Origin of the sequence: Aromatoleum buckelii (assembly GCF_012910785.2) — a bacterium.
Classification (GTDB): domain Bacteria; phylum Pseudomonadota; class Gammaproteobacteria; order Burkholderiales; family Rhodocyclaceae; genus Aromatoleum; species Aromatoleum buckelii.
Genome location: NZ_WTVH02000010.1, coordinates 189,858 through 210,891, shown reverse-complemented (window position 1 = coordinate 210,891; position 21,034 = coordinate 189,858). Strand labels below are relative to the sequence as shown.

The 21,034-nt window shown below is 65.5% G+C and carries 17 protein-coding genes; 10 read left to right on the top strand and 7 right to left on the bottom strand.

What is annotated here, in order from left to right:
* Window position 1 precedes the first annotated feature (1 nt).
* A complete protein-coding gene (locus tag GO608_RS11650) occupies window positions 2-772 on the bottom strand; it encodes an enoyl-CoA hydratase (protein WP_169199657.1) in 771 nt (256 codons plus the stop codon).
* A gap of 239 nt (window positions 773-1,011) precedes the next feature.
* On the opposite strand from GO608_RS11650, the gene GO608_RS11645 reads away from it, so the two are divergent.
* From GO608_RS11645 to GO608_RS11635, 3 genes are all read left to right on the top strand, one after another.
* Entirely contained in the window at window positions 1,012-1,815 is an 804-nt protein-coding gene (locus GO608_RS11645) for an IclR family transcriptional regulator (protein ID WP_169199656.1), read from the top strand.
* A gap of 88 nt (window positions 1,816-1,903) precedes the next feature.
* On the top strand, window positions 1,904-3,556 hold the full coding sequence (locus GO608_RS11640) for an electron transfer flavoprotein-ubiquinone oxidoreductase (protein ID WP_169199655.1): 1,653 nt from the start codon (window positions 1,904-1,906) through the stop codon (window positions 3,554-3,556).
* 136 nt (window positions 3,557-3,692) lie between these two features.
* Window positions 3,693-4,307, top strand: coding sequence for a transferase hexapeptide repeat family protein (locus GO608_RS11635; RefSeq protein ID WP_169199654.1), 615 nt, complete (start codon window positions 3,693-3,695; stop codon window positions 4,305-4,307).
* Window positions 4,308-4,610: 303 nt separating this feature from the next.
* Here GO608_RS11635 and GO608_RS11630 read toward each other — a convergent pair whose 3' ends face one another.
* The 3 genes from GO608_RS11630 to badH all read right to left on the bottom strand — a co-directional run bounded on the left by GO608_RS11630 (window position 4,611) and on the right by badH (window position 7,471).
* A complete protein-coding gene (locus GO608_RS11630; RefSeq protein ID WP_169199653.1) occupies window positions 4,611-5,765 on the bottom strand; it encodes an acyl-CoA dehydrogenase family protein in 1,155 nt (384 codons plus the stop codon).
* 111 nt (window positions 5,766-5,876) lie between these two features.
* The gene (badI, locus tag GO608_RS11625) at window positions 5,877-6,659 is read right to left on the bottom strand and encodes a 2-ketocyclohexanecarboxyl-CoA hydrolase (protein WP_169199652.1); all 783 of its coding nucleotides are present in this window, start codon (window positions 6,657-6,659) and stop codon (window positions 5,877-5,879) included.
* A 44-nt stretch (window positions 6,660-6,703) separates the two neighbouring features.
* Window positions 6,704-7,471, bottom strand: coding sequence for a 2-hydroxycyclohexanecarboxyl-CoA dehydrogenase (gene badH, locus GO608_RS11620; RefSeq protein WP_169199651.1), 768 nt, complete (start codon window positions 7,469-7,471; stop codon window positions 6,704-6,706).
* 103 nt (window positions 7,472-7,574) lie between these two features.
* Between badH and GO608_RS11615 the strand changes: the two genes are divergently transcribed.
* On the top strand, window positions 7,575-8,045 hold the full coding sequence (locus tag GO608_RS11615; RefSeq protein ID WP_169199650.1) for a MarR family winged helix-turn-helix transcriptional regulator: 471 nt from the start codon (window positions 7,575-7,577) through the stop codon (window positions 8,043-8,045).
* Between the two features lie 7 nt (window positions 8,046-8,052).
* Here the strand turns inward: GO608_RS11615 and aliB are convergent, their stop codons facing one another.
* On the bottom strand, window positions 8,053-9,201 hold the full coding sequence (aliB, locus tag GO608_RS11610; RefSeq protein ID WP_169199649.1) for a cyclohexanecarboxyl-CoA dehydrogenase: 1,149 nt from the start codon (window positions 9,199-9,201) through the stop codon (window positions 8,053-8,055).
* Window positions 9,202-9,600: 399 nt separating this feature from the next.
* Between aliB and aliA (GO608_RS11605) the strand changes: the two genes are divergently transcribed.
* From aliA (GO608_RS11605) to GO608_RS11595, 3 genes are read left to right on the top strand one after another with little or no spacing between them, the layout of a single operon-like run.
* Entirely contained in the window at window positions 9,601-11,250 is a 1,650-nt protein-coding gene (gene aliA, locus GO608_RS11605) for a cyclohexanecarboxylate-CoA ligase (protein WP_169199647.1), read from the top strand.
* Window positions 11,250-12,023, top strand: coding sequence for an enoyl-CoA hydratase (locus tag GO608_RS11600; RefSeq protein ID WP_211159503.1), 774 nt, complete (start codon window positions 11,250-11,252; stop codon window positions 12,021-12,023). Before aliA (GO608_RS11605) ends, GO608_RS11600 begins: the two co-directional genes overlap by 1 nt.
* 36 nt (window positions 12,024-12,059) lie before the next feature.
* Complete coding sequence (locus GO608_RS11595) at window positions 12,060-13,100, top strand: porin (protein WP_169199646.1); 1,041 nt, start codon at window positions 12,060-12,062, stop codon at window positions 13,098-13,100.
* An 81-nt stretch (window positions 13,101-13,181) separates the two neighbouring features.
* Here GO608_RS11595 and GO608_RS11590 read toward each other — a convergent pair whose 3' ends face one another.
* A complete protein-coding gene (locus tag GO608_RS11590) occupies window positions 13,182-14,087 on the bottom strand; it encodes a LysR family transcriptional regulator (protein ID WP_169199645.1) in 906 nt (301 codons plus the stop codon).
* A gap of 187 nt (window positions 14,088-14,274) precedes the next feature.
* Between GO608_RS11590 and aliA (GO608_RS11585) the strand changes: the two genes are divergently transcribed.
* The 3 genes from aliA (GO608_RS11585) to GO608_RS11575 all read left to right on the top strand — a co-directional run bounded on the left by aliA (GO608_RS11585) (window position 14,275) and on the right by GO608_RS11575 (window position 17,909).
* Window positions 14,275-15,918 (top strand): cyclohexanecarboxylate-CoA ligase, encoded by a 1,644-nt coding sequence (gene aliA / locus GO608_RS11585; protein WP_169199644.1) that lies wholly within the window; start codon window positions 14,275-14,277, stop codon window positions 15,916-15,918.
* A gap of 90 nt (window positions 15,919-16,008) precedes the next feature.
* Window positions 16,009-16,476 carry a CBS domain-containing protein gene (locus GO608_RS11580; RefSeq protein WP_169199643.1) on the top strand — a complete coding sequence of 156 codons (468 nt, stop codon included), beginning with the start codon at window positions 16,009-16,011 and terminating at the stop codon, window positions 16,474-16,476.
* A gap of 38 nt (window positions 16,477-16,514) precedes the next feature.
* On the top strand, window positions 16,515-17,909 hold the full coding sequence (locus tag GO608_RS11575) for a GntP family permease (protein WP_169199642.1): 1,395 nt from the start codon (window positions 16,515-16,517) through the stop codon (window positions 17,907-17,909).
* A gap of 65 nt (window positions 17,910-17,974) precedes the next feature.
* On the opposite strand, the gene GO608_RS11570 is transcribed toward GO608_RS11575, so the two are convergent.
* Window positions 17,975-21,034, bottom strand: a complete 3,060-nt coding sequence (locus tag GO608_RS11570) for a sensor domain-containing protein (RefSeq protein ID WP_169199641.1) — start codon at window positions 21,032-21,034, stop codon at window positions 17,975-17,977.

Genomic DNA, 21,034 nt, shown 5'->3' with positions numbered 1-21,034 from the left:
TTCACTTTCCTTCAAAGTTGGCTTTCCGTTTCTCGAGGAAGGCCTGCATGCCTTCCTTCTGGTCTCGGCTCGCGAACAGCAATTGGAATGCCTTGCGCTCGAGCATCAGCGCCGTCTCGAGCGAGGCGTCCTGGCCGGCGATCAGCACTTCCTTGATCTGCGCGATCGCCAGCGGCGGCAGCGCGGCGATCTGCGCAGCCAGTTCGATGGCGTGCGCCTGCACGTCCGCATCGGCGACGACTTCGCTCGCCAGGCCCATTTCGAGCGCGTCGCGCGCGCCGATCGGCTGGCCCGTTAGGACCATCTTCATCGCCTTGAACTTGCCGACTGCGCGGGTGAGACGCTGCGTGCCGCCGGCGCCCGGCATGATGCCCACTTTCACTTCCGGCTGGCAGAACGATGCGGATTCGCCCGCGACGATGATGTCGGCGTGCATCGCGAGCTCGCAGCCGCCGCCCCACGCGTAGCCGTTGACTGCGGCGATTACTGGTTTCGGGCAGCTCGCGATCGCCTGCCACAGGCGATGGGTGTGGCGCAGCATCATGTCGATCGCGCCAGCATCGGCCATCGCGCGGATGTCGGCTCCGGCGGCGAAGAACTTGTCCCCGCCCGTCAGCACGATGCAACGCACGTCCGGGTCCTGGCCGAACGCGGTGAAATGCGTCGCGAGCTGCTGCCGGACTTCCTGGTTCAGCGCATTGCGGGCGTCGGGCCGGTTCAGGCGCAGCAGCACGATGCCGGGCCCCGGGCGCTCGATGAGGACTTCGTCCATGGTCTTCCCCTTTTGTTTCGCTCTGCGAACGATGCGTTTGCACAACACGTTGAATCAACGATACGGTCTTTGCCGTCCGGTGTAAATACTGCGCCCAGGAGGGCCGTAGCACGCGAGCCGTTGTGTTTCGCTGTGCGAACCATGATGCCGCATTTGCATTGACACGTGCGAATTCGCCATGTCACCATGGCAGCGGAAAACGAAACTGAAAACCGCCACGCGGAACCCGGGGACTTCTCATGGATGACGACATCCAGGTATTTGCCGACGACGAGGAAAGCAGGGACCGCCAGTTCGTCAACGCGCTCGCACGCGGCCTCGAGCTGTTGCGCTGCTTTCGTCCCGGCGACACCGAACTGAGCAACGCCGAACTCGCGCGCCGCACCGGCCTGCCGAAACCGACCATTTCACGGCTCACCCATACGCTGACCAAGCTCGGCTACCTCGGTTTTTCCGAGAGCCGCGGCACCTACCGTCTGGCCGCCGGCGTGCTCGCGCTCGGCTACGCGCTGCTGTCGAACCTCGACGTGCGCAAGGTCGCGCGGCCGTACATGGAAGAGCTGTCCGAGTACGCGCAGGTGTCGGTGTCGATCGGTGCGCGCGACCGCCTGAGCGTCGTTTATATCGAGAGCTGCCGCAGCAGCGCAAACGTCACGCTGCGCCTCGATGTCGGCTCGCGCATCCCGCTCGCAACTTCCGCGGTCGGGCGCGCGCTGCTGTGCGGCCTGCCGCAGGGCGAGCGCGACTACCTGATGGATCACATCCGCCTGCGCGACGAGGAAAACTGGCCGCGCGTCAAGGCCGGCATCGAGCAGGCGCTGCGCGACTACCACGAGCGCGGCTTCGTCGTGTCCGCCGGCGACTGGCAGAAGGACGTCCACGCGGTCGGCGTGCCGATGACCGGCGTCGACGGCGAGCGCGCGATGGCGTTCAACTGCGGCGGCCCGGCTTTCCTGCTGTCGCGCGAGCGGCTCATCGGCGAGGTCGGCCCGCGTCTCGTCGAGCTCGTGCACAAGGTGGAAGCCGATCTCGGCCGCGCCTGAAACACGCGCCTGAAACATTCTCGGATCGAGTCGTTCCGCGGCAGAGCGTGGCGGAACGCGACGAAATACAGCCTGTGGAGATGCAAAGATGAGTCGTGAAGCAATGGAATTCGACGTCGTGATCGTCGGCGGCGGCCCGGCCGGGCTTTCCGCGGCGATCCGCCTGAAGCAGCTCGCTGCGGACGCCGGCAGCGAGCTGTCGATCTGCGTCATCGAGAAAGGCTCGGAAGTCGGCGCGCACATCCTGTCCGGCGCGGTGATGGACCCGCGCGCGCTCGCCGAGCTTTTTCCCGACTGGCAGGCGCTCGGCGCGCCGCTGAAAGCGGCGGTCACCGAAGACCGCTTCCTGCTGCTCGGTGAAGCCGGCGGGCGGCAGCTACCGAACGCGCTGCTGCCCGACTGTTTCCACAACCACGGCAATTACGTCGTCAGCCTCGGCAACGTGTGCCGCTGGCTCGCGACCCAAGCCGAAGCGCTGGGCGTCGACGTCTATGCCGGCTTCGCCGGGGCCGAGATCCTGTACGACGCCGAAGGCCGCGTGACGGGCGTCGCGACAGGCGACATGGGACGGCTGAAGGACGGCTCGGAAGGCCCGAACTTCCAGCCCGGCATGGAGCTGCAGGCGAAATACACGCTGTTCGCCGAAGGCTGCCGCGGCCACCTCGGCAAGCAGCTCGAGGCGAAGTTCGACCTGCGCCGCGACTGCGATCCGCAGACCTACGGCATCGGCATCAAGGAGCTGTGGGAACTCAAGCCCGAACGCCACCGCGAGGGTCTCATGATCCACACCGGCGGCTGGCCGCTCGAGCCGGACACCTATGGCGGCGGCTTCCTGTACCACATGGAAGACAACCTGGTGTCGGTCGGCTTCGTCGTCGGCCTCGGCTACCGCAACCCGCACCTGTCGCCGTTCGACGAGATGCAGCGGCTCAAGACCCACCCGCTGCTGAAGGATTTCTTCGCCGGGGCGCGGCGCGTCGGGTACGGCGCGCGCGCGATCGCGGCCGGCGGCCTGCAGTCGATGCCCAAGCTGGTGTTCCCGGGCGGCGCGCTGATCGGCGACGACGCAGGCTTCCTCAACGCGAGCCGCATCAAAGGTTCGCACTGCGCGATCAAGTCCGGTTCGCTCGCTGCGGAAGCCTGTTTCGCCGCGCTCGCGACGAGCCGCGCGCACGACGAGCTCACCGCCTACCCCGAGGCGTTCCGCGCCAGCTGGCTGTACGAGGAGCTGCACAAGGCGCGCAACTTCAAGCCGTGGATGAGCAAGGGGCTGAAGACGGGCTCGCTGATGTTCGGCATCGACCAGATCGTGCTACGCGGGCGCGCACCCTGGACGCTGAAAAACAGCGCCGACCACGGCAAGCTGCGACCCGCAGCCGACTGCGCCCCGATCCTCTATCCGAAGCCGGACGGCGTGCTGACGTTCGACCGGCTGTCGTCGGTGTTCATCTCGAACACGAACCACGAGGAAGACCAGCCCTGCCACCTGACGCTCGGCGATGCCGCGGTGCCGATCGACGTGAACCTCGCGCAGTTCGACGCGCCGGAGCAACGCTACTGCCCGGCCGGCGTCTATGAGGTCGTCCGCGACGCGGACGCCTCATCCGCCAGCGGCGCGCGCCTGCAGATCAACGCGCAGAACTGCCTGCACTGCAAGACCTGCGACGTCAAGGATCCGACGCAGAACATCACGTGGGTCGTGCCGCAGGGCGGCGAAGGGCCGAACTATCCGAACATGTGAGCGCCATCACGCCCGCCGCGGCAACCGCGTTCGCGAACCGGCGCCGCTCGCAGCGCGTGTCGTGATGCCGCCCCATCCCGACCCCGCGCCATCCGACCCTATTTCGCCCGCAGTGCGCGGGCAGCAAGGAGACAGCATGAAACCGCCCCGCGTCTATGCCATCGACGGCGTCGTTCCGGTCATCGACCCGAGCGCCTACGTCCACCCCTCCGCCGTGCTGATCGGCGACGTCATCGTCGGCCCCGGCTGCTACGTCGGCCCGTGCGCGAGCCTGCGCGGCGACTTCGGCCGGCTGATCCTGAAGGCCGGTGTCAACGTCCAGGACACCTGCGTCATCCACAGCTTTCCGGACCACGACACGGTGGTCAACGAGAACGGCCATATCGGCCACGGCGCCGTGCTGCACTGCTGCACGATCGGCCGCAACGCGCTCGTCGGCATGAACGCCGTCGTCATGGACAATGCGGTCGTCGGGGAGAACGCGTTCGTCGCCGCGTGCAGCTTCGTCAAGGCCGGCATGCAGGTGCCACCGGGCACTCTTGTCGCCGGCACGCCGGCGAAAGTCGTCCGCCCGCTGACCGAACAGGAGATGGCGTGGAAAGTCCAGGGCACCGGCATCTACCAGAATCTCACCCGCCGCTGCCTCGCAACGATGGTCGAGACCGACGCGCTCGCCGCCGTCGAGGCCGACCGCAAGCGCATCGTGATGCCGGAAATCATCCCGCTGAGCGAGCAGAAACAGCGCAGCTGAGAAAAAACCGGCCCGACGCTGCTGCGTCGGGCCGGTGAAAACTCCGGCGAATCAGGAAGGAGGAGAGGGAGAAACTTTCGCCGGAGGCAAGACCGGGTTCAGGCGCGGTCTGAGCGCCAAAGCTCAGAGCAAGCGTCGTTCCCTGCCGGGTGGCCTGCGAACGGCCGAAAGCTCGGCGCCGCGAACAGGCCCGGCAGCCCGCCGGGGGCGGCGTCGAAAGGCCGGAACGGCGGGTGCGGTGCGAACAGCGCCGGCGACATTGCGGACGCCTTATCGGCGGCCCCGATGTCCGGCGGGGTTTCGTCAGCCCGCATGCTCGCGGATCATGTTGCGGGCGATGACGAGCTGCTGGATCTGCGTCGTGCCTTCGAAGATGCGGAACAGGCGCACGTCGCGGTAGAAGCGCTCGATGCCGTACTCGGCCAGATACCCGGCACCGCCGAAGATCTGCACTGCGCGGTCGGCAACGCGACCGCACATTTCCGACGCGAAGAGCTTCGCGCACGCGGCTTCGGTGCCGACATCGAGCCCGTCGTCGCGGCGCCGCGCGGCATCGACCACCATGCTGCGCGCGGCATAGATCTCCGCCTTGCTGTCGGCGAGCATCGCCTGGATCAGCTGGAACTCGGCGATCGGTTTGCCGAACTGCTTGCGTTCGAGCGCGTAGCGCAGCGCATCGTCGAGCATGCGTTCGGCGACGCCGACGCACACGGCAGCGATGGTGATGCGGCCCTTGTCGAGCACTTTCATCGCGGTCTTGAAGCCGACTTCCTCGCGCCCGCCGATCAGGTTCGCGGCCGGCACGCGGCAGTCGTCGAAGATCACGTCGCAGATGTGCGCGCCTTTCTGGCCCATCTTCTTGTCGATCGGCCCGAGCGACAGGCCCGGCGTGCCCTGCTCGACGATGAACGCCGAGATGCCGTGAGCGCCGCGCGAGTCCGGCGTCGTGCGCGCCATCACCGTGAAGATGCCGGCTTCCGGGGCATTCGTGATGTAGCGCTTCGTGCCGTTGAGCACGTAGAAGTCGCCGTCGCGGCGCGCGCTCGTGCGCAGGCTCGCAGCATCCGAGCCGCTGTCGGGTTCGGTCAGCGCGAACGAGCCGATGATCTCGCCGGACGCGAGCTTCGGCAGGTAATGGCTTTTTTGCTCTTCAGTGCCGTCGATGACGATGCCCTGCGCGCCGATGCCGTTGTTGGTCGCGAACAGCGACCGGAAGCACGGCGAGGTCTTGCCGATCTCGAAAGTCGCGAGGACTTCCTCTTCCATCGTCAGCCCCATCCCGCCGTATTCCTCGGGGATCGACAGGCCGAAGAGGCCGAGTTCCTTCATCTCGTCGACGAGCTCCTGCGGAATCTGGTCGGTTTCGGCGACGTGGGCTTCCTGCGGCACGAGGCGCTCGCGCACGAAGCGCGAGATCGTGTCGAGAAGAATGTTCAGAGTCTCCTGATCGCGGATCATGTCCTGTTCCCTCTCCGGTCGTGATGGTGCGTTGTGGTTTTCAGGGTGATGCGTGCGAAACGCCGCCGGCCGATCGATGACCGGCCGGGACGGCGGCACCTGCGCCAGGGCTTACTTGGCGTGCTTGCGGAACTCGGGCTTCCTCTTCTCGCGGAACGCGTTTCCGCCCTCGGCCGATTCGGCCGTCTCGTAGTACAGCTTCAGCGCGTGCATCGCCAAGCCGCCCATGCCGCGAATCATCTCGGTGTCGACGTTGAACGACTTTTTCGCCAGCGCGATCGCAGTCGGGCTCTTCTCGACGATCTCGTCGCACCACTTCTTCACTTCGGCGTCGAGCTGGTCGTGCGGCACGACCGCATTGACGAGGCCCATCGCGAGCGCTTCCTGCGCAGTGTAGCGGCGGCACAGATACCAGATCTCGCGTGCCTTCTTTTCACCGACGACACGCGCGAGCAGCGCCGTGCCGAAGCCGGGATCGACCGAGCCGACACGCGGACCGGCCTGGCCGAGCTGCGCCTTTTCCGAGGCGATTGCCAAGTCGCAGACCGTCACGAGCACGTTGCCGCCGCCGATGGCAAAACCATTCACGCGCGCGATCACCGGCTTGGCGATGTCGCGGATCGCGCTCTGCATCTCCTCGACCGGCAGGCCGATGACACCGCGGCCGCCGTAGCCGCCGTCCTGCGTGCCCTGGTCACCTCCGGTGCAGAACGCCTTGTCGCCCGCGCCGGTCAGCACGACGACGCCGATCTGGCGATCGAAATCCGCATCCTTCAGCGCGTGGATAATTTCCTCGCAGGTCTGCGCGCGGAACGCGTTGTATTGCGCCGGACGGTTGATCATGATCGTCGCGATGCCGTCTTCCTTGGTGTACAGAATGTCCTGGTATTCCATTTTGATTTCCTCTGAATGTTAGATTGGGGGTCACGAGTCCGCGCTCAACCAGCCATCGTCAGGCCGCCGGACACGCTCAGCACCTGGCCAGTGATGAAGGACGCGTCGTCGCTCGACAGGAACAGAATCGCGCCGGGCAGGTCATCGGGCTGGCCGAGCCGCCCGAACGGCACCGCGCGCGTGAAGGCGGTGCGCAGCTTGTCGCCCTTCTCGCCTTCGCCGCAGATGTCGTCGAGCAGCGGCGTGTCGGTCGGGCCGGGGCACACGACGTTGACGCTGATCTGCTGGCGGGCGAGTTCGCGCGCCATCGTCTTCGAGAACGCGATCAGACCGCCCTTGCAGAACGAATACACTGCCTCGCCCGACGAGCCGCCGCGGCCGGCGTCCGACGCGATGTTGACGATGCGGCCCGAACCGCGCTCGACCATGCCCTTGGCGACGGCGTGGTGCATGTACAGCGCGCCGTACAGGTTGATCGCGACGATCTTGTCCCACAGCGGCTTGTCGGTGCTGAGGAAGTTGCCGATCTTGTCCCAGCCGGCGTTATTGACCAGCACATTGGTCGGGCCGAGCGCCTGCTCGGCGGCCGTCACCGCGGTGATCACCGAATCCTGGCTCGTCAGATCGACCGCGAACGCCTGGGCGTTGCCGCCTTTCGCGCGGATATCCGCAGCGACCGTTTCGGCCGCTTCGCGGTTGATGTCGAATACCGCGACTTTCGCGCCTTCTTCGCCGAAGCGGCGGCAGATTGCCGAACCGATGCCGCCTGCGCCGCCGGTGACGATCGCGACTTTGTCCTTGATTCCTCTCATCTGTGCTTCCTCCTGTTGGATACCGCTCAATTTCCGACCCGTTTGCGTCCGGGCCGCTGTTTGCGTTTCAATGGGCGCCGTTCGAACCCTGCCTGCCCATCCGATGACCGATGCTTCCGCCGCCAAGAACCTCGCCACGATCGAGATCAGCAACCGCCTGTTTTTCCGCTTCTTCCAGGCGGCCAACACGCTGCACACTAAAGGCACGCAGGCGCTCGACGAGTTCGGCGTGACGACGCAACAGTGGTCGGTGCTCGGCGCGCTGTCCCGCCCGAAGGCGAAGGACGGCATGGGCATCAACGAGCTCTCCCGCTTCCTGCTCGTCAGCCGCCAGAACCTGTCCGGCCTGCTGACCCGCCTCGAACGGGACGGCCTGATCGAGCGCGTGACCAGCGAGGAAGACCGCCGCTCGCGCAAGGTCAGGCTGAGCCCGAAGGGCGAAGAGCTGTGGATCAAGCTCGCCGAGCCGATCCACGCGTTCTACGACCAGGCGCTCAAAGGCTTCTCGTTCGACGACCGCCTGCAGTTCATCCATTACGTGAGCCTGCTGCAGCGCAACATGGCGAAGCTCTAGCGCCGCCTCAGATCCGGTGCGCTTCGAGCTTCTCGCGCCCGATGATCATCTTCATGATGTTCGCGGTGCCGTCACCGATCTGCAGTCCCATGACGTCCCGGTAGCGCTGACCGAAGTCGTAGTCGGCTGCGTAGCCGCCATGGCCGTGCGTGAGCAGGCACTGGTGGATGATTTCGCACGCGAGCTTCGGCGCCCACCACTTGCACATCGCGGCTTCCGACGTGTGCGGCAGCCCCTGATCCTTGAGCCACAGCGTGCGCAGGCATAGCGCGCGGCAGGCTTCGTACATCGTCTCGGCTTCGGCGAGCGGGAACGTCACGCCCTGGAAGTCGCCGATCTTCTTGCCGAACGCCTCGCGCTCCTGGATGTAGCGCCAGGTCTCGTCGAGCGACGCGCGCACGACACCCATGCACTGCAGGCCGATCAGCGCGCGGCTGTAATCGAAGCCCTGCATCACCTGGATGAAGCCCTGCCCTTCGGTGCCGAGCATCATGTCGGCCGACACTCGGACGTCGTCGAAGAAGATCGAACCGCGGCCGACCGGACGCGTGCCGATGTCGTCGAACGCCGTGCGCGTGATGCCGGGCAGGTCCATCGGCACGAGGAAGGCGCTGATGCCGCGGGCACGGTCGGCTTCGCTGCCAGTGCGCACGAAGACGACCGCGACATCGGACTGCGTCGCCATCGAGATCGACGTCTTCTCGCCGTTGAGCACGAAGTCGTTCCCGTCTCGCACCGCCTTGAGCTTCAGGCGTGCGGCATCGGACCCCGCGGAGGGCTCGGTCAGCGCGATCGCGATCGTCTTGTGCCCGGCGATCACTTGGCCCAGCCATTCCTTTGCGATGTCCGGCCGGGCGTGGCCGGCGACGATCTGGCCGCACAGCGACGTGAGCAGGTTCACATACGAGACGTTGAAGTCGCCGTACGAGATTTGCTCGAGCAGCAGCCCGCTGGTGAGGCAGTCGACGCCGAGCCCGCCGTGCTCCTCGGACAACTCCGGACCGAGGAAACCGAGTTCGCCCATTTCGCGGATCACTTCGCGCTCGATGCGCTCGGCTTTCTCGCGCGCCTTGTAGCCTGGCGCCAAACGTTCGCGGGCAAAGCGGCTCGCGGTATCGACCAGCGCCTGCTGTTCCTGACTGAGACTGAAATCCATCACCTCTCCTCCTTTCTAGCGTTGAATCGATTCTAGGAGAACGAAGGTTTTTGTGTCAATAGATTTACTTATATTTAAGTTACGAATGGTAATCCGGCATCTCTGCACTTCCTCAATGTAACGCATAATTCCTTTAGAAATAGCGCTTTCAAGTCCCATAGCAAATTACCAAGCGATTGGACACGACGCCGAAATATAACAATGTATTGACTTATAAAAATCGAAGCGATAGCTTGGTGTGCCGTCGGGACAGACCGCCGGAAGACGAACCCAAGGAGAGAGACTTGCGCGCAAAACAATCAGAAACCGGCGCGGCCGCCAATGCCGCACTGCCGTTCAACGAATCCAACAGCAAGCTGGTCCGGCGGTGAGCGGGCCGGTCGAGAGAGGAGACTGCCAATGAACTTCGAACCGGTACTGCTTGCGGACCGCATGGGCCCGATGAAGGCCGCCGGCCTGTGGCGCGACGAGACGATCGACATGCATTTCCGCCGCGCGCTCGAGAACTGCCCCGACAAACCGGCCGTGGTCGGATATCGCGACGGCGAGCCCGAGCCCGTGCAGCTCAGCTACCGCGAGCTCGACCGCCGCGTCGACCGCATCGCGCGCGGCCTTGCCGTGCTCGGGGTCGGCTACGGCGACGTCGTCACTTTCCAGTTGCCGAACCGCTGGGAATTCATCGCGCTGTCGCTCGCCTGCGCGCGCCTCGGCGCGGCGGCGAACCCGGTGATGCCGATCTTCCGCCAGCACGAACTCACCTACATGCTGAACTTCGCCGAGTCGAAAGTCTTCATCGTGCCGGCGGTGTTTCGCAAGTTCGACCACGCCGCGATGGCGCGCGAGCTGCAGCCGAAGCTGCCCCATCTGAAGCAGGTCGTCGTCCTCGATGGCGACGGCGACGACAGCTTCGAGCGCCTGCTGATGCGCGACGACTTGCCGCCTCTTGCCGGCCCCGGCCTCGACCCCGACGACGTCGCGCTGCTGATGTACACGTCGGGCACGACGGGCGAGCCCAAAGGCGTGATGCATACGTCGAACACGCTGTTCTCGAACCTGCACGCGTACATCGAGCGGATGGAGCTCGGCGTCTCCGACGTCGTCCTCGGCGCGTCGCCGATGGCGCACCTCACCGGCTACGGCTACCTCGCGATGCTGCCGCTGATCCTGAACTCGACGACCGTGCTGCAGGAAACCTGGAACGCGGCGCGCGCGCTCGAGATCGTCCGCGACGAGGACGTCACGTTCAGCATGGCGTCGGCCGCGTTCATCTCCGACCTATGCACCGCAGTCGAAGCCGGCGCGCCGGTGTCGCCGAAATTTACGAAGTTCAACTGCGCCGGCGCGCCGATTCCGCCGGTCGTGGTCGAGCGAGCCTACGCACTGATGGGCCTCCTCGTGTGCTCGGCGTGGGGCATGACCGAATGCGGCGCGGTCACGATTACCGAGCCCGCGCGTGCGCTCGAGAAGTCCGGCGTGTCGGACGGCCGGCCCGTGCCCGGCATCGAAGTGAAGATCGCCGATGCGAACGGTGCGGAACTGGCGGAGGGCGAAACCGGCCGCCTGCTGATCCGCGGCGCGTCGCTGTTCGCCGGCTACCTGAAGCGCCCGCACCTGAACAGCGTCGACGCCGAAAGCTGGTTCGACACCGGCGACCTCGCGTTTCAGGACGCCGAAGGCTACATCCGCATCAACGGCCGCAGCAAGGACATCGTCATCCGCGGTGGCGAGAACATCCCGGTCGTCGAGATCGAGAACCTGCTGTACCAGCATCCGTCGATCACGACGGTGGCGGTCGTCGGCTACCCGGACCGGCGGCTCGGCGAGCGCATCTGCGCGTTCGTGTCGCTCAAACCCGGCTGCACGCTGACGTTCGCCGATCTCACCGCGCATCTCGACCGCCAGCAGGTCGCGAAACAGTACTACCCCGAGCGGCTCGAGATCGTCGCCGACCTGCCGCGCACGCCCGCCGGCAAGCTGCAGAAGTTCAAGCTGCGCGAGACTGCGAAAACTTTCGGCGACGCCGCCAACGCCGCCGTGGAGAAATCCTGATGAATCCCGTGATCCTCGTCGAAACCCGACACAAGGTCGGCCTGATCCGCATCAACCGGCCCGAAGTGCACAATGCGCTCAACGACGAAGTGATGACTGAGCTCGGCCGCGCGCTCGATGCGTTCGAGGCCGACCGGACCATTGCCTGCGTCGTGCTGACCGGCTCCGAAAAAGCTTTCGCCGCCGGCGCCGACATCGCGGCGATGCGCGCAATGGATTTCATGGACGCCTACAAAGCGGACTTCATCACGCGCAACTGGGAGCGACTGCGGACTTTCCGCAAGCCGGTCATCGCCGCGGTGAACGGGGTCGCGCTCGGCGGCGGGTGCGAACTGGCGATGATGTGCGACATCGTTTTCGCCGCCGACAACGCGCGTTTCGGCCAGCCCGAGATCAAGATCGGCACGATTCCCGGCGCCGGCGGCACACAGCGCCTGCCACGCGCGATCGGCAAGACCAAGGCGATGGACATGTGCCTGACCGGCCGCCTGATGGACGCACAGGAAGCCGAGCGGGCCGGCCTCGTCGCACGCATCTTCCCGGCCGCCAGCGTGCTCGACGAGGCGCTCGCGGCCGCCGCGCAGCTCGCCGAGTATTCGCTGCCGGTGCTGATGATGATGAAAGAGTCGGTCAACCGCGCTTACGAGAGCCCGCTCAGCGAAGGGCTGCTGTTCGAGCGGCGCACGCTGCACGCGACTTTCGCGCTCGCCGACCAGAAGGAAGGCATGAACGCGTTCGTCGAGAAGCGCAGGCCGCAGTTCGCGCACTGCTAGCAACGCTCGTTCCAGGCTCTTATCGAAAGGGAATCAATGAACAAAAAACAATCAACGGTCGCAGCCGGCGTTGTTTTGGCGACTATGGCGCCGGCGCCCGTCCTGGCTCAGTCGACGACGACGCTCTACGGTGTCGTCGACGCCTATTTCAGCTACGGAAAAATGGGTGACAACAGGAAGACCGGCATCGATTCGGGAGGCCTGACCGGCTCCCGCGTCGGCTTTCGCGGCACCGAAGAGCTGGGCAACGGCGTGGCGGCCGTGTTTGCGCTCGAATACGGGCTTCTGAACGATGCCAACGAAGGCATCGGCACCACCGGACTGCGCGCGCGCCAGCAATTCGTCGGGCTCAAGGGCCGCTTCGGCTTCGCCGGCCTCGGCCGTCAGTACGCGCCCGGCTACTATGTCTTCAAATACGACGCTGCGATCGGAACGCCGTGGGGGCCGCAAGCGATGCTCGGCATCAAGGCCGGCGCGACGATCGTGCCCGCGAGCCCGGCACGCGCGAACAACGCGCTGAACTACATTTCGCCGAACATGGGCGGTCTCACCATCAACACGATCTACGCATTCGGCGAGGAAAATCAGGCGACGAACCGCCGCCAGGGCGATCGCTTCAGCATCGGCGCCGAATATGCGAACGGACCGGTCGGCGCGAACGTGATCTACCACCTCGGCCGCGACATGCCGGCCGCAGTCGGCGTCGACGACAAGAAGGAATGGTACGCGGGCGGTTCCTACAATTTCGGCGTCGTCACGTTGCTCGCCAGCTACCAGCAGGTCGAGCAGGATTCGGACACCAACACGGTCTACCAGGTCGGTGCGATTGGGCCGGTCAGTTCGGCCGGCAAGCTCCATTTCGCGATCGGCCGCCTCGATCACGAGAATTCCGACATGGACGCGACGAATCTGACCATCGGCCACAGCCACGCACTTTCCAAGCGGACCACGGCTTACGCCTTCGCCACGCGGGTGAACAACGACTCCGCGCAAAATGCGACGTTCGTCGCCAGCGCGGTCGGTCAGACGGGTGAGAACAGCACGAACCTCATGGTCGGCGTGAATCACACCTTCTGATCCTTTCCTGACCCGTGCAGTCGACGGGCGCTGCGGCGCCCGTTTTCGTTTGCATCCCCGCAATACTGGCACCCAGCGTGATCAGCCGTTGCGACGGAAGCACTGCGGACGCTGCTCGATCAGCTCCCGAATGAAGTCCCACACGACGCGGATGCGCTTGATCCGCAGCAGGTCTTCGGGCGCGGCGATCCATAGCGTCCGGGTCACCAGCGACTGTCCGGGGAACACGCACACCAGGTCGTCGGACAGTTCGGCGACGAAAGGCGACAAGGCCACGAGCCCCATGCCGGCCGCTGCGGCCTCGCGCTGGGCAAGCACGCTGGTCGAGGTGAAGATCCTCCGGGGATGCGGCGTCAGCTCTTCGAGCACGCGGAAGTGGCCGCTGAGCGAGCCGTCGTGGATGTAGTCCACGAAGCTGTGCTCGGCGATATCGCTCAACTCGCGGATGCGTGGGTGGGAGTCGCGGTAGCCGGGCGAGCAGTAGATGGAATAGTCGACGTCGGTCAGCCGCGCGACCTTGTAGCGTCCCACCTCGGGCGGGTCGAGCGTGATCAGGATCTCGACCTCGCGCGTAACCAGGCTCGGATACTGCGGCTGGGGCATCAGCTGGACATGCAGTTCCGGGTGCTCGCGATGCAGTTCCGCCAAGCCCGGTGCGATCAGGTGAATGCCCAGGCCCTCGGGCGTGCCCACGCGCACCGATCCCGTCACCCGCACCCCCAGACCCGCACTCTCCTCGACAGCCTCGAGCAGCGCGCTTTCCATTCTTTCGGCATGAGGAATGAGCGCATGACCGGCCTCGGTCAGTGAATACCCGGTGCGCCGGCGATCGAACAGGACAACACGCAGGCCGGCCTCGAGGCGGTCGATGCGGCGCGAAACCGTCGAGTGCTCGATGCCCAAGCGCTCGCCGGCGAGGGAGATCGTCCCGAGCCGTGCGACCGCGAGGAAGATGCGCAAATCGTTCCAGTCAGGGAGGGCGTCCATGCGGGCCATTGTGCATTGGCGCACAAGTCGTGTGCAACTCGTTGCTTTGGCGTGGGAAATTTGAAGCAGATGATAGATGAGCGCAGGCCCCAGATTATGAAAACCATGAATGCTCGCCCATGCGCCGACCAAAAACGCGACGTCGAACCGAATCGTCCACCCACTTCCATACCCATAGGAGACACCAATGGACTTTGACGCAGTCTTGCTCCCCGCTCGCCGTGCGGCCTGCATTGCCGCCAGCACGTGGCCCGATCGCACGATCAACGATGAACTCGACGCGTGCGTCGCCGACTTTCCGGAAAAAGTTGCGCTGACCGCGATGCGCGCCGAAGACGGCGCAACGCGGCGATTTACGTACCGAGAACTGGCTGCGCTGGCCGATCGCGTCGCCGTCGGTCTCGCGCGCCTCGGTGTCGGCCGCAACGATGTCGTCGCGATGCAGCTGCCGAACTGGTGGCAGTTCACGGTGCTGTATCTCGCCTGCACGCGCATCGGCGCGGTGGTCAATCCGCTGATGCCGATTTTCCGCGAGCGCGAGCTGTCGTTCATGCTCGGCCACGGCGAAGCGAAAGTGCTCGTCGTGCCGAAGACTTTCCGCGGCTTCGACCACGAGGCGATGGCGCGCGCACTGCAGCCGAGCCTGCCGGCACTCAAGCGCATCGTCGTCATCGACAGCGACGGCCCGGACTCCTTCGACGCGCTGCTCGCCGCGCCGGCTTGGGAGAACGAACCCGACGCTGCCGACATCCTCACGCGCAGCCGCCCGGGTCCCGACGACATCACGCTGCTGATGTACACCTCCGGCACGACCGGCGAGCCGAAAGGCGCGATGCACTCGGCCAACACCGTGATGGCGAACCTCGTCGAGTACGCGCGGAAGCTGCGCCTGGGCCACGACGATGTGGTGCTGATGGCCTCGCCGATGGCGCACCAGACCGGCGCCGCGTACGGAATGATGCTGCCGATCCTGTTGCGCGCGCGCTCGGTGATCCTCGACAAATGGGAGCCGGCGAAGGCGGTCGAGCTGATTCGGGCCGAAGGCGCAACGTTCACGATGGCCTCGACGCCGTTCCTGACCGACTTGACGAAGACCGTGCAGGAGCTCGCGCTGCCGGTGCCGACGCTGAGAAGCTTCCTGTGCTCCGGAGCGCCGATTCCTCCTCCGCTGGTCGAGCAGGCGCGCAAGGTCCTCGGCACCAAGATCGTGTCGGCGTGGGGCATGACCGAGATCGGCGTGATCACGATGATCGATCTCGACGACGACGACGAGCGCGCGTACTCGACCGACGGCAAGGTGATTCCGGGTGCCGAAGTCCGCATCGTCGATGAAGACGGTGTCGAGCTTCCGCGCGGCTCCGTCGGTCGCCTTGTCGTGCGCACGTGCTCGGCGTTCGGCGGCTACCTCAAACGGCCGCAGTGGAACAACGTCGATGCCGAAGGCTGGCTCGACTCCGGGGATGTCGCGAAGATGGACGAGCGCGGTTACATCCGCATCAGCGGTCGCAACAAGGATGTGATCATCCGCGGCGGCGAGAACATTCCGGTGTTCGAGATCGAATCCTTGCTGTATCGCCATCCGGCCATCGACCAGGTGGCGATCGTCGCCTACGCGGACGAGCGGCTCGGCGAGCGCTGCTGCGCCGTCGTCGTGCCCAAGCCCGGCCAGACGTTCGACTTCGCGTCGATGGTCGCCTTCCTGAAAGTGCAAAAAGTCACGCTCCAGTACATCCCCGAGCGCTTGATCGTGCGCGACGCGATGCCGTCGACGGCGACCGGCAAGATCCAGAAGTTCAAGTTGCGCGAGCTGCTGCGCGACGAGCTGCTTTGACCCCCGCGGCAAGGCAGGGTTAGGTCGCGTTCAATCATCAACGCAAAAACAAGCGCATTTCGCGACCCCACACAACGAAGGAGACAGGCAATGGAAAAGACCGTAAAGACGGCCAAGCAATTGGTGGAGGAGACCGGGAACGGCGTAGTGTCGGTCGCTCCGGACGCGCTCGTGATCGCGGTGTTGCAGACGATGGCGGACAACAACGTCAGCGCCGTTCTGGTCATGGACGAGCAAAAACTGCTCGGCATCGTTACCGCGCGCGACTACGTGCTGAAAGTCGAATTGCTGGGCCGGAACGCCAGGGACACGCGGGCGCACGAGATCATGACCCGCGACCTCCTTTGCGTCTCCGCCGACGATTCCAGCGAGCGTTGCATGTCGATCATGCACAACAAGCAGGTGCGCCATCTCCCGGTGATCGAGCAAGGCAGCGTGATCGGAACGCTTTCCATGCGCGACGTGCTGGAGGAGGTGGTCGCCGAAGACGAGCACCTCATCAAGGACCTGGAGCGCGAGCGTATCGAGTCCAGCGGTGAGACCGGCGGTAGCTACTAACCCGGTCTTCCCCCAACGCACTCGATAAGGCTTTCCAAATGTACGAATTCACAGTCGTCCTGGCGGCGCTGCTGTTCCTGATGTTCGTCGCGTACCGCGGCTTCAGCGTGATCATCTTCGCCCCTGTCGCCGCCCTCGGCGCAGTGTTGTTCACCGATTCGTCGCTCGTGCCGGCAATGTTCACCAGCGTCTTCATGGACAAGATGGCCGGCTTCATCAAGCTCTACTTCCCGGTCTTTCTGCTCGGCGCAGTGTTCGGCAAGGTGATCGAGCTGTCCGGCTTCTCGAAGTCCATCGTTTCCGCAGTGATCAAGCTTGTCGGGCGCGACCGCGCGATGTTCTCGATCGTGCTCGTCTCCGCGATCCTCACTTACGGCGGCGTGTCGGTGTTCGTCGTGGTGTTCGCGGTCTACCCGTTCGCCGCCGAAATGTTCAGGCAGAGCGGCATCCCGAAACGCCTCCTACCGGGAACGATCGCGCTCGGCGCGTTCAGCTTCACGATGGATGCATTGCCGGGCTCGCCGCAGATCCAGAACATCATCCCCTCGGCCTTCTTCAACACCAATGCCTGGGCCGCCCCCTGGCTCGGCGTCGTCGGCTCGGTCTTCATCCTGCTGGTCGGATTGACCTATCTGACTTGGCGGCGCAAACAGGCGGCAGCGAGAAACGAAGGCTACGGCGAGGGTCACCTCAACGAACCCGAGCCGTTCGGCGGCGAGATTCTGCCCAACCCATTGATCGCGATCCTGCCGCTGCTCGCAGTGGGGGTGTTGAACCGCGTTTTCGGCGTGTGGATTCCGCAGCTGTACGGCGGCACCCATGAAATAACGGTGGCCGGGGGCGGAAAACCGATCGTCACCGAGGTCTCCAAGGTCGCTGCGATCTGGGCCGTGGAAGCGGCGCTGCTGGTGGGCATCCTCACCGTGCTGGTGTTCGCGTTCAAGACGGTGAGCGCGAAGTTCGCCGAAGGCACCAAGGCGGCGGTGTCGGGTACGCTGCTGGCATCGGTGAACACGGCTTCGGAATATGGTTTCGGCGCGGTCATCGCCATCCTTCCAGGCTTTCTGATCGTCGCCGATGCGCTGAAGGCCATCCCCAACCCGCTGCTCAACGAGGCGATCACGGTCACCACGCTGGCCGGCATCACCGGCTCGGCCACGGGCGGCATGAGCATCGCGCTGGCGGCGATGGCGGAGCAGTTCATCGCCGCGGCCAACGTCAGCGGCATCCCGATGGAAGTCCTGCATCGCGTCGCCTCGATGGCCAGCGGCGGCATGGACACCCTGCCCCACAACGGCGCGATCATCACCCTACTGGCGGTCACCGGCCTCACCCACCGACAGGCCTACGGCGACATCTTCGCCATTACCTGCATCAAAAGTGTGGCGGTGTTCGTGGTCATCGCGTTCTATTATTTGACGGGTCTGTACTGAGGAGCGCCCGCAGGAAACGGCTTTGCCTCGTGCTGCGCGGCCGATGCGCTCGCTCGGAACATCCTCTAGGGTCCGCGCCCCTTGCCCAGGAACTGCCGCGCGAACTCGTCGCGAGGGAGCGGGCGGCCGAAGAAATACCCCTGGCCCTGGTCGCAGCCGTGTGCCTTCAGGTACGCGAACGCGTCGCCGCTTTCGATGCCTTCGGCGACGACTTCCAGCCCCAGCGTGCGGCCGAGCGCGATGACAGCCTCGACAACCGCGCGGCTCGTCGGATCCTGGCGGATGCCCTCCACGAACGAACGGTCGATCTTGAGCTTGTCGAGCGGCAGCGAACCGAGATGGGCCAGGCTCGAGCAGCCGGTGCCGAAGCCGTCGAGCACGACCTTGACGCCGAGCGCCCTGACTGAGGCGAGGATTCCGGCGGCATCGTCGGCGTTGTCCATCACCGCGCTTTCGGTGATCTCGAGCAGCAAGGATGCCGGATTCATGCCGCCCTCGCGCAGGATGTCCGCGAGGCGCTGCACGAAGCGCCGCTGCCGGAACTGGACCGGCGACACGTTGATCGCGATCGGCACCGGTTCCAGCCCCTCGGCGGCCCACGCAACGTGCTGGCGGCACGCTTCAGCAGTGACCCACTCGCCGATGGCGCCGATCAGGCCCGACGATTCGGCGACGGGAATGAAGAGCCCGGGGCCGAGCGCCTCGCAGTCCTCGCCGGCAAAGCGGAGGAGCGCCTCGGCTCCCGTGACGGCACCGGTTCTCAGGTCGATCACCGGCTGGTAATGCAGCGCGAACGTGTTTTTTGCGAGCGCCTGCTTGAGCCGGCCCTCCACCGTCGTCGACATGTCGTCGCGGTGTTCGAGGTCCGGCGCATACACGCAGTAAGCGCCGCCGCTGCAGTGCTTGGCCTGGTACATCGCCAGATCGGCGGCGCGGATCAGCGCATCGACGGTCATGCCGTGCTGCGGAAACAGGCTGATGCCGATCGACGGTGAAACGGAGACTTCTGCGTCGCGGATCATGAACGGCTGCGACACGCTTTCGACGACGTACTGCGCGATGTTCATCGCTTCCTGCGTCTGCTCGAGATAGGGCAGCAGGACGATGAACTCGTCGCCGCCGAGCCGCCCGACGATATCTTCCTTGCGCACGCCCGCCTTCAGGCGGCACGCGACCTCCTGCAGCAGCCGGTCGCCGGCTTCGTGGCCGTAGAGGTCATTGACCGGCTTGAAGCGGTTCAGGTCGATGAACAGGAACGCACCCTGGCTGTGCTTGCGCCCGGCCGCCGCGAGCAGATGCTCCGCATATTCGAAGATCAGCCGGCGGTTCGGCAGCGCGGTCAGCGAGTCGTGCAGTGCTGCTTCATGGGCGCGCTGTTCCGCCTCTTTGCGGTCGGTGATGTCGATGTTCATGCCGACCCATTTCTCGACCTGGCCGTCCGCCCCGACGAGCGGCGCCGCCCTCACGTTCGCCCAGCGCCACTCGCCCAGGTGACGCAGGCGAAGTTCCGTATCGAACACACGCCGACCGGCAACCGCCACGCGCCATTCCCTTTCGACGCGGGCGCGGTCGTCGGGATGAATCGCCTGAAGCCATCCGAAACCTGCCATTTCCTCGAAAGTCTGGCCGGTGTAGGCGGACCAGGACGGCGAATGGACGACCAGGGCTCCCGCGGCATCGCCTTCCCACACCGCTTGGGCGGTTTCCTCGACGAGCACGCGGAAACGTTCCTCGCTCTGGCGTAGCCGGTCGCTCGCGAGCTGCCGCGCGAGCGCAGTCCCGGCGGCACTCGCCAGCACCTCGAGCACCGCGACCTCCTCGTCGTCTGGCCGGTGCGGCCGGAGCCAATACGCGCCGACGGCACCGGTGGGGATCGCACCGCCAACCGGAACCATCACCAGGCCGCGCTTCGATACCCCTTCGAGCACCTCCGCGGGCACGCGCTCGTCGTCGCGCACATCGACGATCACCGCTGTCCGGCAATGGCGGATTGTCCAGTCCGCCACGCGCGCGACCAGCGGATGATGGCTGCGTTCCCACACCGCCCCGTTCATCGCCCCCCTGCCGATGCAGCGGAACCGGCCATTGTCGAGCTCGACGGTGATGCCGTCCGCACCGACAAGCCTCTGCGCCGCACGCAGCAGCTCCTCCAGGAGTTCGGCGCTGCTGTCCGCGCGGGAGAGCCGCTCGAGCCCTTCGGACAGGCGGCGGAAGCGGACATGCCCGGCCAGCAGCGCCGCTTCGGTGCGCACCTCGTCGGTGATGTCGCTGAACACGACCGCTACCTGGCGCTCGTCCGGCTTGCCGTAACGGAACGCGTAGACGTCGAACCAGCGGTCGAGCATCGCGGCGCGCCGCTGAAAACGGACCGGCTCTCCGGTGAGCGCCACTTCGCCGTAGATCTGATACCAGAAGGATTCATGTTCCGGCACCAGCTCGCGCATGCGGCGCCCGACCACATCGACCAGGCCGGTGTGTTGCCCGAACGCCGGATTGACCTCGATGAAGCGATAATCGACCGCTTCTGCGCGCCCGTCGAAGATCATCTCGACGATGCAGAACCCTTCGTCGATCGATTCGAAGAGCGCCCGGTAGCGCGCCTCGCTCGCCTCCTGGCGTCGGCGCGCGAGGATCCGCGGCGTATCGTCGATCACCGTCACCAGCACGCCGCCAATGCTTCCGTCCTCGCAACGGACCGGGCTGTAGCAGTTCGTCACGTACAGCGGCCGAGCGCTGTCACCGGACGACGGATCGACGACCTGCTCTGAGAGCATCACCGCGTCGCCGTCGGCCATCACCTGCCGGCACAGCGGTTCGTGAACCTGCCACGCTGCGGTCCCGCTGTCCCTTGCGCTGCGCCCGAGCGCGTCGGGATGGCGCACGCCGAGCAGCGGCCGAAAGCCATCGTTATAGATCTGGACGAGATCACTGCCCCACAGCAGCGCCGCTGGAAAACCCGCCCCGAGGACCAGCGCGACGACCGTTTTAAGGCTCCCCGGCCACTGCGCGACGGGGCCGAGCGCTGTCCGGCCCCAGTCGATGCGGCGCACCAGCGCCCCCGTTTCGCCGCCGGGGGGGAGCCACTCCGGAAAAGGAGTGCGCCCGTCGCTGAGAGGGTCGTCCAA

What these genes read in the sequence shown, in the direction of transcription:
- GO608_RS11630 (WP_169199653.1), bottom strand. Translation starts at nt 5,765, where the DNA reads ATGATCCGCGATCAGGAGACTCTGAACATTCTTCTCGACACGATCTCG.
- GO608_RS11600 (WP_211159503.1), top strand. Translation starts at nt 11,250, where the DNA reads ATGAATCCCGTGATCCTCGTCGAAACCCGACACAAGGTCGGCCTGATC.
- GO608_RS11650 (WP_169199657.1), bottom strand. Translation starts at nt 772, where the DNA reads ATGGACGAAGTCCTCATCGAGCGCCCGGGGCCCGGCATCGTGCTGCTG.
- aliB (WP_169199649.1), bottom strand. Translation starts at nt 9,201, where the DNA reads ATGGATTTCAGTCTCAGTCAGGAACAGCAGGCGCTGGTCGATACCGCG.
- aliA (WP_169199647.1), top strand. Translation starts at nt 9,601, where the DNA reads ATGAACTTCGAACCGGTACTGCTTGCGGACCGCATGGGCCCGATGAAG.
- GO608_RS11640 (WP_169199655.1), top strand. Translation starts at nt 1,904, where the DNA reads ATGAGTCGTGAAGCAATGGAATTCGACGTCGTGATCGTCGGCGGCGGC.
- badH (WP_169199651.1), bottom strand. Translation starts at nt 7,471, where the DNA reads ATGAGAGGAATCAAGGACAAAGTCGCGATCGTCACCGGCGGCGCAGGC.
- GO608_RS11590 (WP_169199645.1), bottom strand. Translation starts at nt 14,087, where the DNA reads ATGGACGCCCTCCCTGACTGGAACGATTTGCGCATCTTCCTCGCGGTC.
- badI (WP_169199652.1), bottom strand. Translation starts at nt 6,659, where the DNA reads ATGGAATACCAGGACATTCTGTACACCAAGGAAGACGGCATCGCGACG.
- GO608_RS11595 (WP_169199646.1), top strand. Translation starts at nt 12,060, where the DNA reads ATGAACAAAAAACAATCAACGGTCGCAGCCGGCGTTGTTTTGGCGACT.
- GO608_RS11645 (WP_169199656.1), top strand. Translation starts at nt 1,012, where the DNA reads ATGGATGACGACATCCAGGTATTTGCCGACGACGAGGAAAGCAGGGAC.
- aliA (WP_169199644.1), top strand. Translation starts at nt 14,275, where the DNA reads ATGGACTTTGACGCAGTCTTGCTCCCCGCTCGCCGTGCGGCCTGCATT.
- GO608_RS11635 (WP_169199654.1), top strand. Translation starts at nt 3,693, where the DNA reads ATGAAACCGCCCCGCGTCTATGCCATCGACGGCGTCGTTCCGGTCATC.
- GO608_RS11575 (WP_169199642.1), top strand. Translation starts at nt 16,515, where the DNA reads ATGTACGAATTCACAGTCGTCCTGGCGGCGCTGCTGTTCCTGATGTTC.
- GO608_RS11580 (WP_169199643.1), top strand. Translation starts at nt 16,009, where the DNA reads ATGGAAAAGACCGTAAAGACGGCCAAGCAATTGGTGGAGGAGACCGGG.
- GO608_RS11615 (WP_169199650.1), top strand. Translation starts at nt 7,575, where the DNA reads ATGACCGATGCTTCCGCCGCCAAGAACCTCGCCACGATCGAGATCAGC.